Below are 15,051 nucleotides of genomic sequence, written 5' to 3' on the forward strand. Positions count from 1 at the left end.
TTATTTGAATGAATTTTTTCAAGAAATTATTTAAATCATATCAAGAGTCATCTAAAGAGAAGGTAATCAAACAACAAGAGGTTTACTTATCTTTAGATGATTCTTTTGTTCACCACTTTATTAATAAAGGAGGGAAGTTTTTGTACTGTACATCAATCAAAGAAGTAACTAACAACCTTAAAAATATTCTAACAGAGAATAACTGGAAAAAAGTTACTTGTACCGATTATGATTTATTAAAAATCATAGATAAAGTCGATGTAACAAATCAAAATTATCCTTCAGATTCAATCCCTTTTTTCACTTCTTGTGAACACTTAATTGCTGATAAAGGTGAAATATTATTTTCATCAAATCAATTAGGAAGCCAAAAACTAGCTGCACATTCTAAACATTTTATTGTATATGCTACTACTAGTCAATTGGTAAAAAACACAGGAGAAGGATTAACTGGAATTAAAACACATTTTAGCGGTAATATACCAACCAATATCAGTTCTGTAAGAAATTACAAGTTTGATGTAGATGATGATTTTTTAAGTTATGGTAACAGTAACACAAAAGATTTATATTTGCTGCTTTTTGAAGACCTTTAAGATATGTCTAACCTTTTAACAAGAACACTTTCTGCACTTGTTTACGCTGTACTATTTATTTCTGCGATTCTTTTTTCAGCAGAAACTTATATAGGATTACTAGCTATTTTTGCTACGTTTTGTATTTGGGAGCTTTCTAAAATTTTTAAGTATAAAAATTTTATTCCCTATATAATCTTAGCTTATACAGTATACATGTCTTTACACAGAGAAAATAACTATCAAAACGATTTTCTATTAGGATGTACACTAGTTGGATTGGTTATTTTACTATATTTTTTAATAAGTACAAAACCTATAAAAACAGAAAAATTCAGTCAAAAGGTATTCTTACAGGTAATTTATTTAGTCTTGCCTTTTTATTTTTTAATGAATTTACCTTTCATCAATAATAGTTACCAACCTCATATTATTATTTATATCATTCTAATTATTTGGACGAATGATAGCTTTGCTTTTTTAGTTGGTAAAAACTTCGGAAAGCGAAAATTGTTTGAAAAAGTTTCACCTAAAAAAACTGTTGAAGGTTTTATTGGCGGATTAGTATTTTCAATGATTACTGGGTATTTTATTGGTTTGTATTCAGGTATATTTTCAATTTTAGATTGGGTAATCATAGCTATCATAGTAGCCATATTTGGTTCTTTAGGAGACTTAGTCGAGTCAAAATTTAAAAGACAAGCAAACATAAAAGATAGTGGTACAATTATGCCTGGTCATGGCGGTTTATTAGATCGTTTAGACAGCTTGTTTTTCCTTGCTCCCTTCGTATATTTGTATATACATTATATCTTATAAAGGCTACAACATATAATTACGATCACACCATGGAAGATGATTTAGATTTAAGATTTAAAGAAGCTTACCTAAAAGCATCTGAAATGGAGGAAAAATTACCTCCAGATGTTATGCTACGCTTATACGCTTACTATAAACAAGCTGTAAAAGGTGATCGATTTACATTTAACGATAATAGCGATTTACGAAATGCTTTTAAGTTCAATGCATGGATGCAGCTTAGAGGTATGGAAGAAAAGGAAGCCAAAAAAGAATATATTAACTTAGTAAACTCAATCATAAAATAATCCTCATGAAAAAAATTATCTATTCATTAGTTATCTGTTTTACAATATCTCAAGCAATTTCTTGTAAATCAGAAGCTAAAAAAGGAACAGAAACAACTACAGAAGAAGTAAAAGAAGCTAAAAAGGCATTTGTTTTACAAGACGCAACCAATACCATAGAATGGATAGCTTATAAAACTACAGAAAAAGTTCCTGTAAAAGGTCAGTTTCAAAAAGTAAACATTACTTCTGGTGGTGAAGGAGATTCAGTTAAAGAAGCTATTAATAATGCTGAATTTTCGATTCCTGTGAGTAGTATTTTCACAAAAGACACCAGTAGAGATTTTAAAATTAAAAAGTTTTTCTTCGGAGTAATGGATAAAACTGAATTACTATCTGGTAAATTAGTTTTAGAAAACGACTCTATTGGTTACACAAATTTAACCATGAATGGAGTTACCAAAAAACTTCCTTTTTCATACAGTTTAAACGGAAAAGAATTTGCCTTAAACGCTACGATGAAAATCTCTGATTGGCAAGGTGAAACTGCATTAAACTCATTAAACGAAGCTTGTAAAGATTTACACAAAGGCGCAGACGGAGTTTCTAAAACTTGGGATGAAGTAGCGTTAAATATTACTTCTGTATTCAAATAAACACATTTTCTATATAATTTAAAATTCCAGAGTTAATAGCTCTGGAATTTTTGTTTTTATACAGTGTACTAAAAATGTTAAGATTAAATTAACACATTTACATTCTTGTTTAATAGTAATACTATTATATTTGCAATATTAATTTTTAGAAATGAAAAATTTACTATCAAATTTAAAGATTGAAATTCCTACAGGAATATATATTAAGGATCCTGAAACATCAGATTTAGGAAAAAGAATTATTGAACACAGTATTATTCTTATCGAAGAAATTGGGTTTGATAGCTTTACTTTTAAAAAGCTTGGTCAGCTAATCGGGTCAAACGAAAGCTCTATATATCGATATTTTGAAAGTAAACATAAACTATTAATTTATTTAACCTCATGGTATTGGGGTTGGATTCAATATCAACTAGTAATCGAAACATATAGTATTAGTAATCCTAAAGAAAAATTAATTAAAGCTATTGAAGTTGTTACAAAAACAACTGAGCAAGACAGTAATTTCTCTCATATCAACGAAGTTTTACTAAACCTGATTATTATCAACGAAAACTCTAAATCATATTTAACCAAAGAAGTAGACACAGAAAATAAAGAAGGGGTTTTTAAATTGTATAAAAATGTTGTAAAACGTTTAGCTGAAATAATAGTTAATTATAACAATTCTTATAAACATTCATTAACACTGGCAAGTACAATTATTGAAGGAGCACTACAGCAAGAGTTTAACAAACAGCATTTTAAATCTTTAACCAATTGCGATAGCAAAACCTCTCCTACTTCTTTTTTTATTGATATAACTTTAAAAACAGTAACGAATGACAGATAACAATCAACTAACTCCTTGGCAACGTTTTTTAGGGTTAATAACTCTCGAAAAAAAAGACACATTACAGATTGCTTATTATGCCATTTTTGAAGGTATTGTAGCTTTATCTCTTCCTCTAGGAGTACAAGCTATTATAAACTTATTACAAGCTGCACAAGTATCGGCTTCTTGGATTGTACTTATACTTTTAGTTACAGGTGGTGTAGCTTTTGCAGGTATTTTAAAACTAATGCAGTTTAGAATTATTGAAACTATTTTACAAAGAATCTTCACTAGAGCTTCTTTTGAACTTAGTTATCGTTTTCCAAAAATCAAAATGAGTGAATTACGAAATTACTATCCGCCAGAATTGGCTAATAGATTTTTCGATACACTAACTATTCAAAAAGGAATATCAAAAATTTTAATTGATATACCTTCGGCATTATTGCAAATTATCTTTGCTTTATTATTACTATCGTTTTATCATCCATTTTTTATCATCTTCGGATTGTTGGTTCTTACGCTAATTTTAGTAGTATTTAGGTATACAGCAAAAAGAGGGTTAGAAACCAGTTTAAAAGAATCTAAAAACAAATATAAAGTTGCACACTGGCTACAAGAAATAGCAAGAACTATTATTAGTTTTAAACTTTCAGGTAAAACTAATTTAGCTTTAAAAAAGAGTGATATTTTAGTAAACGATTACTTAAAATCGAGAGAAAGTCATTTTAAAGTATTAGTAATGCAATATATACAAATGATTAGTTTTAAAGTAATAGTTACTGCTGGCTTACTCTTTATGGGTGGATTTTTAGTACTTACGCAACAAATGAACATCGGTCAGTTTGTCGCTGCTGAAATCATCATTTTATTAATTATAAACTCAGTTGAGAAATTAATTTTAGGTTTAGAATCATTCTATGATGTTTTAACTTCTATAGAAAAATTAGGTCAAGTAGTTGATAAACCTATCGAGTCGCAAGAAGGAACAAAAGTTCATACAGACAAACCTTTTACCATAGAACTTCAAGATGTATCGTATTCAACTCCAAATCAAGAAACACCAATTTTAAAAGATATATCGTTTACGATTAATCCAAACGATAGAATTTTAGTTCAAGGTAGTAGTAACTCAGGAAAATCTAGTTTAATCAAACTTTTAGCTGGTTTATTTGAACCAACAACGGGACACATTTTTGTAAACGACCTATCACTTAAAAGTCTTTTAATTAATAGTTATAGAACTCACTTAGGAATGTCTTTAAACGAAGAAACTCCTTTTAAAGGTAGTATCAGAGAAAATATAACTTTTGGAGGCAGCTCTATAAGTGATGAAAAAATATATCAAATTTTTGAAGTTGTTGGTTTAAAGGAATTTTTAAAGCATCAACCTAAAGGTCTTGATACAGAAATAAAACCAGAAGGAAAGCTTATAGGTTACACTATCGCAAAAAAACTAATTTTAGCAAGAGCGATAATTAAAGATCCGAAACTTTTGATTTTAGAAGATCCTTTAGATCAATTTGAAAAAGATGAAGCAAAAAAAATCATCAGTTATATTACTGATTCATCAAACCCTTGGAGTTTAATTATCATTAGTAGTAATGAAAGCTGGAAAGAAAAATGTAACAAACAACTAACCTTATCAAAAGGTAGCATTACAAACTTTAAATCGTAAACAACATGCTAAATATATCTAAGAACAAAGTTTCAGACCATATAGATCTTAGCAAATTTGATTCTGGTAAAGAAATATTTACAAAAGAATATCATAAAAAATTTAAAAAATTTTTGCTAGCCTTTTCAATTATTCTAGTAATAATTCTGTTTTTACCATGGACTCAAAACATTTCAACAACAGGTAAAGTAACCACCTTAAAACCAAATCAACGTCCGCAAACTTTGCAATCGCAAATACCAGGTAGAATTGAAGAATGGTTTGTACAAGAAGGTGATTTCGTTAAAAAAGGGGACACTATTTTAAGGATTTCAGAAATTAAAAGCGAATATTTTGACACAAAATTAGCTGAAAGAACTGACAAACAGTTAAATTCTAAAAACCTATCAGCGAAAGCCTACACAAACAAAATAAATGCTTTGCAAAATCAAATTGCAGCGATTAAAAACGAGCGTGTTTTAAAATTAGAGCAAGCTAGAAATAAATTAAAGCAATCTCATTTAAAAGTTAAAAGTGATAGTATTGATTTAGAAGCTGTAAAAATAAAACAGAGTATTGCTCAAACACAATTTAATCGTACGCAAACTCTTCAAGAAGAAGGGCTAAAAGCGGTTAAAGATGTAGAGGAGAAAAAAGCGAAGCTTCAAGAATTGTCAGCTAAATTGGTTTCTCAAGAAAACAAGTTTTTAAGTTCTAAAAACGATTTAATCAATGCTAAACTTGCTATTAGCGGTATTCAAGCTTCGTACACTGACAAACTTTCTAAAGCTGAAAGTAGCCTATTTACAGCTCAATCTGATGCTTATGATACCGACGTTCAGGTTTCAAAATTAGAAACTAGTTTAGCAAATTACAACAAAAGAACTTCTTTATTATTTATCACTGCTCCGCAAGATGGTTATATTAACAAGGCAATAAAATCTGGAATTGGAGAAACATTTAAAGAAGGAGAACAATTAGTAAATATTATGCCTGCTAATTACGATTTAGCAGTAGAAATGTACGTTGAACCTATCGATTTACCTTTAATTCATATAGATGAAGATGTTAGAGTTCAGTTTGATGGTTGGCCTGCAATGGTTTTCAGTGGTTGGCCCAATGTGTCTTACGGAACTTACGGAGCTAAAATTGTTGCTATCGAAAACTTTATTAGTAGTAATGGTAAATATCGCGTATTAATTGTACCAAATTCTAACGATGAGCCTTGGCCAAAAGCTATTAGAGTTGGCTCTGGCGCAAAAACTATTGCCATGTTAGAAAATGTACCTATTTGGTTTGAGCTGTGGAGACAGCTAAACAGCTTCCCTCCTAACTTTTATCAACCAGAAAGTAAAAGTGATAATGATAAATCTAAGAAAGAGAAGTAATGAAAAAATTATACCTTTTATTTTTATTTCTGACTATAACTTCATTTTCTCAAAACAACTTAACAACCACATTAAGTTTAGAGGAATATATAGGCTATGTAAAAAAGTTTCATCCTGTTATAAAACAAGCAGAACTTATCACAAGTACTAACGAAGCTAAACTATTAAAAGCTAGAGGTGCTTTTGACCCAAAAATTGAAGTTGACCACAACAAAAAACAGTTTAAAGAAACCGAATATTACAATAAACTAAATTCAACTTTTAAAATACCTACTTGGTATGGAATTGAATTAAAAGGAAGTTATGAAAACAATTCTGGTCAATATTTAAATCCTGAGTTCAATACTCCTGAAAACGGTTTATACAGTGCTGGAGTTTCTGTTTCGTTAGCCAAAAATTTATTCATGAATAAAAGAATGGCTACTTTAAAGCAAGCTAAACTCTATGTAAAACAAGGGAAGCTTGAACAACAATTAGCTGTAAATGATATTCTGTTCGATGCTATTACAACCTATTTACAATGGTTGCAATACTATCAAAGTTACGAAGTCTACAACGATTATTATACGAATGCAGATACGCGATTAAAAAACGTAATTAAAAGTTTTAAAGCCGGAGACAAACCTGCTGTTGATACCTTAGAGGCTAATATTAATTTAAAAAACAGAGAACTTGATTTAGAAAAATCAAGAATTAAGTATGTTAAATCTACTTTAGAATTGGCTAATTATTTATGGATTGGAAATAACATTCCTATGGAATTAAAAGACAACATGATTCCTGATACAAATACGATTTCTAAAATTGATACGATTTTAAATTCTTCAGTAGGTACATTATTTTCTGATGATTTCAGCAATCATCCAAAAATGAAACTCCTTGATCTTAAAAGGAAAAACTTAAAAATAAACAAACAATTAAAAGTAAACAACTTGCTTCCACAAGTAGATTTTCAGTATAACTTTTTAAGTTCTAAAATAGATAATATTGATGCTTTTGATGCAGCAAACTATAAAAGTTCGTTACAAGTTAGCATTCCCTTATTTTTAAGAAAATCGAGAGGAGATTTAAAATTAGCCAACATTAAATTACAAGACATTGATTTTGAAATTGAATCAACCAAAGTTTCTTTACAAAACAAAATAAAAGCTACAGAACAAGAAATAGACTCTTATCAAAAACAAAACGACATTTTAAAAAACTTAGTAAACGATTACACTACCCTTGTAAAAAGTGAAGAACGTAAGTTTTTTTTAGGTGAAAGCTCCGTTTTTTTGATTAATTATAGAGAAGTAAAACTTATAGAAAGTAAACTAAAAGAGATTAAAAATCAGTTTGAATACGCTAAAACAAAAGGTAATTTACTACGATTATTAGGTAATTTAAACAACCTATAACTCTTTAAACAATAAAAAACCGAGGCTAATGCTTCGGTTTTTTTTATACTTATTTTAAAATTTTTGAAATCAAATCGTTTTTAGCTTTTTCATCTTCACCAAACAACCATTGCAACACATTATCTTCCCACATTTCATCTCTTTCGGTTTCAGTGATAATTTTTCTATCAATCGCTAAATCCAAAATTTTACCTGGATATGATGATTGTTTATCGCTTTCCATTTCTCCTAACGGATACGGATCATCTAAACCAATTAATACTTGTTTTGATCCTTGGTTTTTAATCAATAAATCCAACGAACCAGTATCGTGCACCAAAGTATCAAAGAAAATATTTTTATGCCCCACCGCTTTTCTTGGATGTGATTTTCCTTCAAACAAATCGGGTCTACCATCAAATCCTTGAATACGACGTCCCAAATTCATTTGTGCTAACTGACCTCCGTGAGCAAAACAAACTCGCATATTTGGATACTTTTCGTAATAACCATTCAATGTTAAAAAATGATATGCATCTGCACATTGTGCCAACATCCAAATTAAGTGAAAACGCCAACTTGTATTTTGTAGTTTGATGAATTTTTCTCCATCATACGGATGAATTTCAACCGCTAAATTGTATTTATCAGCTAATTCAAAAATAGGTTCGTTCTCTTCATCAAAAATACAACGCCAAGTACCTATGGTATCCATGTAATGTGTAGGCAAACATAGCAAGCGCATTCCTAATACCTCAACACAACGCTCTATTTCCCATAAAGCACCTCGAACAAACCCAGGATGTACTACAAAACCTGTTGTGAATTTCGACGGATTTTCATGCTGCACACGTGCATTAAAATCGTTTTGAAAACGTAACGCTTGCTTCATTTCTTCCAAGCGTAAACCATTCCCATATAATTGAGACAAGTTCAACACCACCGCGTGATCGATTTTAAAATGCTCCATCCATGCTAACTTTTCATCTAAAAAGAAACTTGAATCTGTTACTGGTCGACTCCAATCTTTTTGTAGCATGAATTTCCTATCCTTATCAACCCAAAAAATCCCCTTGTCTTTCATAAACTGCGGAATTTGCTCTGGGTAAGGCAGTAAATGTGAATGTCCGTTTATTCTTAATTTACGTTTTTTCATTTTGGTTTCTATTGCAAAATTTATGCTTTGTTTGGTGCTTCCATCACTGTACCACATTTATCACAGGTACATTTTTCTTTATCAGAATAATACTTATCGAAAATTATTGGCATATCCGTTTCAATATTATCTAAAGCAAACTCTTCTCGATATAATTGATGTCCGCAATTTTCGCAATACCACTCTAAAGCATCCATCATACCTTCATCACGCGGATATTCAATAACCAAACCTACCGTATTTGCTTTACGTTGTGGTGAGTGTGGTACTTTTCCTGGTAATAAATAAATATCGCCTTCGTTAATTTCAACATCAATCATTTCACCTTTATCATCAATAATTTTTAGCACCATATCTCCTTCTAACTGATAGAAAAATTCTGGTGTTTCATTGTAATGATAATCTTTACGATTGTTAGGACCTCCAACAACCATCACAATATACTCACCATTATCCCAAACTTGTTTATTTCCTACTGGTGGTTTTAGTAAATGACGATGCTCATCAATCCACTTTTTAAAATTTAAAGGTTGTACTAGTTTGCTCATATTTATTAGGTTTTGTCATTGCGAAGCCAATTTAAAATTTGCTGTGGCAATCTGTTATTATAATTAAAGATTACTTCGTCATGCTTCCACGTAATGACGAAAACTTTATAAATCTACAAAGATTTTGTTCTACCTCCATCAACAGGAACATTAATTCCATTGATAAAACTTGCTTTTTCACTTGCTAAAAACACCACTGCATTCGCAACTTCTTCAGGTTGCGCAAATCGTTTTGCAGGAGATGCATTTTTCATGGTCTCAGCCACTTCTTCGATTGACTTTCCTGTTTTTGATGCTTTGTTGTTGATTATTTCAGATAAACGCTCGGTAGCTGTAGCTCCAGGTAACACATTATTTACCGTAATTCCAAATTGCCCTAATTCGTTAGCTAAGGTTTTACTCCAGTTAGCTACTGCACCACGAATGGTATTCGAAACCCCTAATCCGTCCAACGGTTGTTTCACTGAAGTTGATATAATATTGATTACTCTACCATATCCTGCTTCTTTCATAAACGGAACTATAGCTTGTACCAGCACATGATTACACTTTAAATGTTGTGTAAACGCTCTTTCAAACTCGTCTAATTGTGCGTTGAACACAGGACCTCCAGCAGGACCGCCTGTATTATTAATCAAAATATGAAAATTTAAGCTTGAAGCTTCTACTTTTTCTTTTAATTCTAACGGATTGGAAAAATCAGCAACAATATAATTGTGTTGTTGTCCATTATTTGGTAGCTCTGCTAAAACTGCTTTTAACTTTTCTTCATTACGAGCTATCAACGTTACATTTGCTCCTTCTTCGGCTAATTGTATAGCAGATGCTTTTCCTATACCTTGTGTACTACCGCAAACTAATGCGTTTTTATGTTGTAATCCTAAATTCATTTATTTTTTAGATAAAAGAATCAAGAAACAAGAATCAAGACAATTGTCTTTTTTCTTTGTTCTCTCATCTTGGTTCTTATTCATATTGTATACAAACATTCTTTGGTTCGGTAAAAAAGCGTAATGCTTCAAAACCGCCTTCTCTTCCTACGCCACTATCTTTTTGTCCGCCAAAGGGTGTTCGTAAATCACGCAGTAACCATGTATTTACCCAAACAATTCCTGCGTGCAATTGTTTACTTAATCTCATGGTTCTATTTAAATTGTTTGTCCATAAGGTAGCTGACAATCCGTATTTTACATCGTTTGCCATTTGCAACGCCTCTCCTTCTGTTTTAAATGACATAATGGTAACTACGGGACCAAATATTTCTTCTTGATTGAGTTTACAATCGTTATTTTGCACTTCAATAATTGTCGGTTGTAAATAGTATCCGTTCTCACAATTCTTGATACTGACTCTGTCACCTCCATATAGAATCTTACCTCCTTCTTGTTCCGTAATATCTATATATGATTTCACTTTCTGTAGATGCTCTTTAGACACTAATGCTCCAACATTAGTGTCTTCTTCAAATGGGTTTCCTACTTTAAGTTCTGATACTTTCTGAACAAAATCTTTTTTGAATTGCTCATAGATGCTTTCTTCTACAAAAATTCTACTTCCACATAAACAAATTTGTCCTTGGTTAGCAAATGAAGAACGTACTGTAGTAGCCAACATTTTATCATAGTCACAATCTGCAAATATGATGTTCGGATTCTTCCCCCCTAACTCCAACGACAATTTCTTAAACATCGGTGCAGCTGTACGAGCTATATGTGCTCCTGTGGTAGTTCCTCCTGTAAATGATATTGCTTTAATATTCGGATGTTCAACAATGGCTTGACCTGTGGTAGTTCCTAATCCGTGAACAATGTTTAAAACGCCCTCTGGCAAACCTGCTTCATTACAAATTTCACCCAACAAATAAGCTGTCATCGGAGTTACTTCACTAGGTTTTGCTACTACACAGTTTCCCGCTGCAATGGCTGGAGCAATCTTCCATGTAAATAAATACAACGGTAAGTTCCATGGAGAAATACAACCAACCACTCCAATTGACTGACGTAAGGTAAAATTCATCGCGTTTAACCCTACACTTTCGTGTGCTTCTGAAGAAAACTGCGTGATTGCATTGGCAAAAAACTGAAAATTAGAAGATGCTCTTGGGATATCAATTGCAGTTGCTAAACTCAATGGTTTTCCGTTATCTATTGCCTCAGCTTTGGCTAACTCTGGTAATCGTTCTTGGATTAACTGTGCTATTTTAGACAAAATCTTGCTTCTTTCTTCTAATGTAGTATTTGACCACGCTGGAAATGCTTCTTTGGCAGCTTCGAACGCTAACTCAACATCTTCTTTGGAAGAGTTCGGGATTTGTCCGTATACCTCACCAATAGATGGGTTGTAATTGTCTATCCAATTATTTTGAATTGGGTTTACAAATTGTCCGTTTATGTAGTTTTTAATGTTCATTATTTACAAAGCTGAGCAAATTGAAATTAAAAGAATTTTTTCTTCTAAAAGTTTCCCTCTTAATTGATTATAGTAATTATAATACCCTCCATCAATTTCTCCTTCTACACCCCTCAATTTTTTGATTTTATCGTTTATTAACTTTTTTACTGTTTTTTTTCTTTTACTTAAAGAATCAACATCTCTTAAACTAATTATTACATAAGAGCAATTCTCTGCAAAACTAATTTCTCCTTCTGTCATAACTACTTTATAACTCACCTTAAAACAGCTAATCAATTCAAACTCTTTTTTAGTTAATTCAATCAATCTATCTCCTGATGGAAAACATAAATAGTCAACTAGCTCTAAATTTTCAACTTGAGAAAAACTTAATTTAATATCAGAATCTTTAATTACAAAATCATAGTTAAGGCCTAAATTAATAGTTGTTATTTTTTTGTGAATTTTAAAATCGTTTCTATATGAAGTTTCTTTTAAATAGTTGTAAAAACCTTTTGTTTCATCATATTTTTCATAACTATAATGATACAAATACCCTTCAATTTTATTTCGTTCAACTTCTGCTTTTATATAAAAACGATAAGCATATCCTGCATCAGCAAAAGTTTTAACAGATAGAAAAAACAATGTAAAAAACAATAACCTCTTCATCTATTCTCTTTTCTTATACGCCACAACTTTAATCTCAATCAACAAATGTGGGTGTGGTAATTGATGCACTGCAACTGTTGTTCTTGTTGGTCCATTGTAATCGAAATACTCAGCGTATACTTGGTTATATCCTCCAAAATCATTCATATTTACCAAGAATGAGGTTACATCTACAATATCAGATAAATCTGCCCCTACTTCTTGTAAAATATCACGAATATTTTCTATGACTGCTTTTGTTTGTTTTTTGATATCTAAATTTGTGGTTCCAAATTCATCTACCTCAACACCTTCAAAAGAATTATCAGGTCTTCGAGAACTTGTTCCTGATACATAAATGAAATCTCCTACTTGTTTTACATGTGGAAACTTTCCTCTTGGTATTGCTTTTCCTTTGATTACTTTACTATCCATACTATTATTTTAACGTCATTGTAAAACTTTTAAAAGTTGAAGCAATCTTTTATAGGATTACTTCGTCGCTTCTCTCCTCGTAATGACGATTTAATTTATTGTTGCCATTTCTAGCAACTTTATTGTTGTTTTATAATTTCTTGTGGTAGCTATTACAGCTAGTTTCTTTTCAATAGTATTGTTTGTCAGTTTCGTATTGGCAAAACTTGACGGACAATACAAATACACTACATCATCTACTATTTGATATTGATCTTCGTTCAGTCCTTTTACTTCTAGTTCTTTTTGTTCTGGAACTTTATTTAAAAATGAAAACGCTACTATTTTTTCATTTTCTATTGAAAAAGGATACTTCTCAATCGTTTTTCCCCATTCTTCAGGAGTTCTTGCTAAAACCGGAATATCAAATCCAAACTTATCTTTAATTCCTAAATTAATTTTCTTACAAACTTCTTCTTTAGATAATTCAGATTTTAAAATGATGTTTCCACTTTGAATGTATGTTTGTACTTCTTGAAACTTTAAATCGTTTAGCAACGCTCTTAGTTCTGCCATCGGAATTTTATTTTTTCCTGACACATTAATTCCTCGAAGTAAAACGATATATGTATTCATTATTTCAACCCAGCTACTTTATCTTCCTCTAAAATCTCATTGGTTTCTTCTTGTACTTTTTTAAGCACTTCGTTTAAATCAGAAATTGCATCTAAATCATGATGCGCTACCATGTTTAACAAAGCTTTATCTTGTGCTCTACCTTTTGTCATGGCTTCATGATACCCAATATTTTCATTAAAAGTAACCATTGAATATTTTGAAAAATAATCATTTGGGAATTTTTCCTCTAATGCCATTTCTAATTTTCGTTTCTCTTTAAAAATAGGGTTTGCTACATGATCACGCATTTCGTAATAATTCTCTACAGCTAAATCTCCAATCGCGTCTGCATTTTGTTTTCTTCTTTCTTGATATGCTTTAAAAACAACACTCCAATCTCCTTCATGTTCGTTTAACACCTCATCTAATACCGTTACATCTTCAAAAGAAGCATTCATTCCTTGTCCGTAAAAAGGCACAACCGCATGCGCAGCATCTCCCATCAACAAGGTATTTCCTTTATAGTACCAAGGTGAGCATTTTACCGTTCCTAAAGCTCCTGTTGGATTGTTAGCAAACTCTTCAGCAATATTTGGTATAAACTCCAAAGCATCTGGGAATTGTTTTTGGAAGAAGTTTTTAATTTTTTCTTCGGAATCTAACTCTTTAAAGTTATACTCTCCTTCTTCATGCCCTAAAAACAAGGTTACGGTAAAACTTCCATCTAAATTAGGTAATGCGATTAGCATATACTTTCCTCGAGGCCAAATATGTAAGTGATCTTTACTTATTTGATGTTTTCCGTTCTTATCAGCAGGAATTTCAAGTTCTTTATATCCGTGTGTTAAATAGTTTTGAGAATAACTAAATAAGAATTTCTTTTCTAAATAATAACTTTTTCTAAGTACAGAACCTGCCCCGTCTGTTCCAAAAATTATATCTGCATCTACAGAAAATTCTTCTTTGGTGGTATAACTCTTAAAGTGCGCAATCGTATTCTCAATATCTACCGAAGTACATTTTGCATTAAAATGGATGGTTACATTTTCGTGCTTTTCTGCTTCGGTTAACAAAATCCCGTTTAAATCTCCTCTTGAAATCGAATTGATATACTCATCCGCTCTTCCTGAATAGTTAGAAGCAAAGGTATTTCCTTCAATATCATGAATTAAACGACCGTACATAGGAATACAAATCTCTCTTGCTTTTTTTTCAACCCCAGCCAATCGCAAGGCTTTAAAACCACGATCGGACAATGCTAAGTTGATAGAACGACCCGCAGAAATATCGGTTATTCTTAAATCGGGTCTACTTTCATACACCGAAACTTTATATCCTCTTTGTGCCAAACGAAGTGCTAACAAACTTCCACACAAACCTGCTCCTATGATTAGTATATTATCTTTTTTGTTCATCGATTAATTTTCCTTTATTGTCAAAAATTAGAGAAAAAGAACTAAAGCTTACCACATAATTATTTCCTTTAGGAAAATAACCATGAGGCAAATCATTTTTATTCAAAAACTCTAACAAATCATCCTTTGCTTCTTTAGATTGAGCTATCTTAATTAAGATTGCTCTATCTCGTTCATATTCATTACAACTAGTTTCATAATAACTTCTTCCAACAGCAGAATCAATGATTTGATAAACCCAAAACAAATTAGAAAAAACTAAAACCATCAGAGTAATCCAAAACAAAGTTTTCCATGTACCCTTCAT

The 15,051-nt window shown here is 31.3% G+C and carries 17 protein-coding genes; 8 read left to right on the forward strand and 9 right to left on the reverse strand.

Going from position 1 to position 15,051, the window contains the following annotated elements; all coding sequences use genetic code 11:
• The first annotated feature begins 8 nt into the window (after positions 1-8).
• From ACKTST_RS08535 to ACKTST_RS08570, 8 genes are all read left to right on the forward strand, one after another.
• Positions 9-596 carry a hypothetical protein gene (locus ACKTST_RS08535; RefSeq protein WP_408047341.1) on the forward strand — a complete coding sequence of 196 codons (588 nt, stop codon included), beginning with the start codon at positions 9-11 and terminating at the stop codon, positions 594-596.
• A 3-nt stretch (positions 597-599) separates the two neighbouring features.
• Positions 600-1,394 (forward strand): phosphatidate cytidylyltransferase, encoded by a 795-nt coding sequence (locus tag ACKTST_RS08540; RefSeq protein WP_408047342.1) that lies wholly within the window; start codon positions 600-602, stop codon positions 1,392-1,394.
• A gap of 29 nt (positions 1,395-1,423) precedes the next feature.
• Positions 1,424-1,681 carry an acyl-CoA-binding protein gene (locus ACKTST_RS08545; RefSeq protein ID WP_408047343.1) on the forward strand — a complete coding sequence of 86 codons (258 nt, stop codon included), beginning with the start codon at positions 1,424-1,426 and terminating at the stop codon, positions 1,679-1,681.
• Positions 1,682-1,686: 5 nt separating this feature from the next.
• Positions 1,687-2,316 carry a YceI family protein gene (locus ACKTST_RS08550; RefSeq protein WP_408047344.1) on the forward strand — a complete coding sequence of 210 codons (630 nt, stop codon included), beginning with the start codon at positions 1,687-1,689 and terminating at the stop codon, positions 2,314-2,316.
• A gap of 151 nt (positions 2,317-2,467) precedes the next feature.
• Positions 2,468-3,148, forward strand: a complete 681-nt coding sequence (locus tag ACKTST_RS08555) for a TetR/AcrR family transcriptional regulator (RefSeq protein WP_408047345.1) — start codon at positions 2,468-2,470, stop codon at positions 3,146-3,148.
• Positions 3,138-4,808 carry a peptidase domain-containing ABC transporter gene (locus tag ACKTST_RS08560; RefSeq protein WP_408047346.1) on the forward strand — a complete coding sequence of 557 codons (1,671 nt, stop codon included), beginning with the start codon at positions 3,138-3,140 and terminating at the stop codon, positions 4,806-4,808. The genes ACKTST_RS08555 and ACKTST_RS08560 overlap by 11 nt, the downstream gene beginning before the upstream one ends.
• Before the next feature lie 5 nt (positions 4,809-4,813).
• A complete protein-coding gene (locus tag ACKTST_RS08565; RefSeq protein WP_408047347.1) occupies positions 4,814-6,175 on the forward strand; it encodes an HlyD family secretion protein in 1,362 nt (453 codons plus the stop codon).
• Complete coding sequence (locus ACKTST_RS08570) at positions 6,175-7,572, forward strand: TolC family protein (RefSeq protein ID WP_408047348.1); 1,398 nt, start codon at positions 6,175-6,177, stop codon at positions 7,570-7,572. The genes ACKTST_RS08565 and ACKTST_RS08570 overlap by 1 nt, the downstream gene beginning before the upstream one ends.
• 49 nt (positions 7,573-7,621) lie before the next feature.
• Here ACKTST_RS08570 and ACKTST_RS08575 read toward each other — a convergent pair whose 3' ends face one another.
• From ACKTST_RS08575 to ACKTST_RS08615, 9 genes are all read right to left on the reverse strand, one after another.
• A complete protein-coding gene (locus ACKTST_RS08575) occupies positions 7,622-8,707 on the reverse strand; it encodes an amidohydrolase family protein (protein WP_408047349.1) in 1,086 nt (361 codons plus the stop codon).
• Between the two features lie 20 nt (positions 8,708-8,727).
• Positions 8,728-9,255 carry a 3-hydroxyanthranilate 3,4-dioxygenase gene (locus tag ACKTST_RS08580; RefSeq protein ID WP_408047350.1) on the reverse strand — a complete coding sequence of 176 codons (528 nt, stop codon included), beginning with the start codon at positions 9,253-9,255 and terminating at the stop codon, positions 8,728-8,730.
• Between the two features lie 113 nt (positions 9,256-9,368).
• Positions 9,369-10,145 (reverse strand): SDR family oxidoreductase, encoded by a 777-nt coding sequence (locus ACKTST_RS08585; RefSeq protein ID WP_408047351.1) that lies wholly within the window; start codon positions 10,143-10,145, stop codon positions 9,369-9,371.
• Between the two features lie 76 nt (positions 10,146-10,221).
• Positions 10,222-11,664: an aldehyde dehydrogenase gene (locus ACKTST_RS08590; RefSeq protein ID WP_408047352.1), complete on the reverse strand. Its 1,443-nt coding sequence runs from the start codon at positions 11,662-11,664 to the stop codon at positions 10,222-10,224.
• A gap of 3 nt (positions 11,665-11,667) precedes the next feature.
• Complete coding sequence (locus ACKTST_RS08595; protein ID WP_408047353.1) at positions 11,668-12,318, reverse strand: hypothetical protein; 651 nt, start codon at positions 12,316-12,318, stop codon at positions 11,668-11,670.
• The gene (locus ACKTST_RS08600) at positions 12,319-12,732 is read right to left on the reverse strand and encodes a RidA family protein (RefSeq protein ID WP_408047354.1); all 414 of its coding nucleotides are present in this window, start codon (positions 12,730-12,732) and stop codon (positions 12,319-12,321) included. It abuts the gene before it with no gap.
• A gap of 90 nt (positions 12,733-12,822) precedes the next feature.
• A complete protein-coding gene (locus ACKTST_RS08605; RefSeq protein ID WP_408047355.1) occupies positions 12,823-13,347 on the reverse strand; it encodes a DUF1697 domain-containing protein in 525 nt (174 codons plus the stop codon).
• The gene (locus ACKTST_RS08610; RefSeq protein WP_408047356.1) at positions 13,347-14,744 is read right to left on the reverse strand and encodes an FAD-dependent oxidoreductase; all 1,398 of its coding nucleotides are present in this window, start codon (positions 14,742-14,744) and stop codon (positions 13,347-13,349) included. Before ACKTST_RS08610 ends, ACKTST_RS08605 begins: the two co-directional genes overlap by 1 nt.
• A complete protein-coding gene (locus tag ACKTST_RS08615) occupies positions 14,728-15,051 on the reverse strand; it encodes a hypothetical protein (RefSeq protein ID WP_408047357.1) in 324 nt (107 codons plus the stop codon). The genes ACKTST_RS08610 and ACKTST_RS08615 overlap by 17 nt, the downstream gene beginning before the upstream one ends.

Source organism: Tenacibaculum crassostreae (genome assembly GCF_964512405.1).
Taxonomy (GTDB): Bacteria; Bacteroidota; Bacteroidia; order Flavobacteriales; family Flavobacteriaceae; genus Polaribacter; species Polaribacter crassostreae.

Bases quoted from the DNA above. Each gene is read 5' to 3' on its own strand.
- ACKTST_RS08600 (WP_408047354.1), bottom strand. From the start codon at position 12,732: ATGGATAGTAAAGTAATCAAAGGAAAAGCAATACCAAGAGGAAAGTTT.
- ACKTST_RS08595 (WP_408047353.1), bottom strand. From the start codon at position 12,318: ATGAAGAGGTTATTGTTTTTTACATTGTTTTTTCTATCTGTTAAAACT.
- ACKTST_RS08545 (WP_408047343.1), top strand. From the start codon at position 1,424: ATGGAAGATGATTTAGATTTAAGATTTAAAGAAGCTTACCTAAAAGCA.
- ACKTST_RS08605 (WP_408047355.1), bottom strand. From the start codon at position 13,347: ATGAATACATATATCGTTTTACTTCGAGGAATTAATGTGTCAGGAAAA.
- ACKTST_RS08560 (WP_408047346.1), top strand. From the start codon at position 3,138: ATGACAGATAACAATCAACTAACTCCTTGGCAACGTTTTTTAGGGTTA.
- ACKTST_RS08580 (WP_408047350.1), bottom strand. From the start codon at position 9,255: ATGAGCAAACTAGTACAACCTTTAAATTTTAAAAAGTGGATTGATGAG.
- ACKTST_RS08555 (WP_408047345.1), top strand. From the start codon at position 2,468: ATGAAAAATTTACTATCAAATTTAAAGATTGAAATTCCTACAGGAATA.
- ACKTST_RS08550 (WP_408047344.1), top strand. From the start codon at position 1,687: ATGAAAAAAATTATCTATTCATTAGTTATCTGTTTTACAATATCTCAA.
- ACKTST_RS08610 (WP_408047356.1), bottom strand. From the start codon at position 14,744: ATGAACAAAAAAGATAATATACTAATCATAGGAGCAGGTTTGTGTGGA.
- ACKTST_RS08565 (WP_408047347.1), top strand. From the start codon at position 4,814: ATGCTAAATATATCTAAGAACAAAGTTTCAGACCATATAGATCTTAGC.
- ACKTST_RS08535 (WP_408047341.1), top strand. From the start codon at position 9: ATGAATTTTTTCAAGAAATTATTTAAATCATATCAAGAGTCATCTAAA.
- ACKTST_RS08575 (WP_408047349.1), bottom strand. From the start codon at position 8,707: ATGAAAAAACGTAAATTAAGAATAAACGGACATTCACATTTACTGCCT.
- ACKTST_RS08590 (WP_408047352.1), bottom strand. From the start codon at position 11,664: ATGAACATTAAAAACTACATAAACGGACAATTTGTAAACCCAATTCAA.
- ACKTST_RS08540 (WP_408047342.1), top strand. From the start codon at position 600: ATGTCTAACCTTTTAACAAGAACACTTTCTGCACTTGTTTACGCTGTA.
- ACKTST_RS08570 (WP_408047348.1), top strand. From the start codon at position 6,175: ATGAAAAAATTATACCTTTTATTTTTATTTCTGACTATAACTTCATTT.
- ACKTST_RS08615 (WP_408047357.1), bottom strand. From the start codon at position 15,051: ATGAAGGGTACATGGAAAACTTTGTTTTGGATTACTCTGATGGTTTTA.
- ACKTST_RS08585 (WP_408047351.1), bottom strand. From the start codon at position 10,145: ATGAATTTAGGATTACAACATAAAAACGCATTAGTTTGCGGTAGTACA.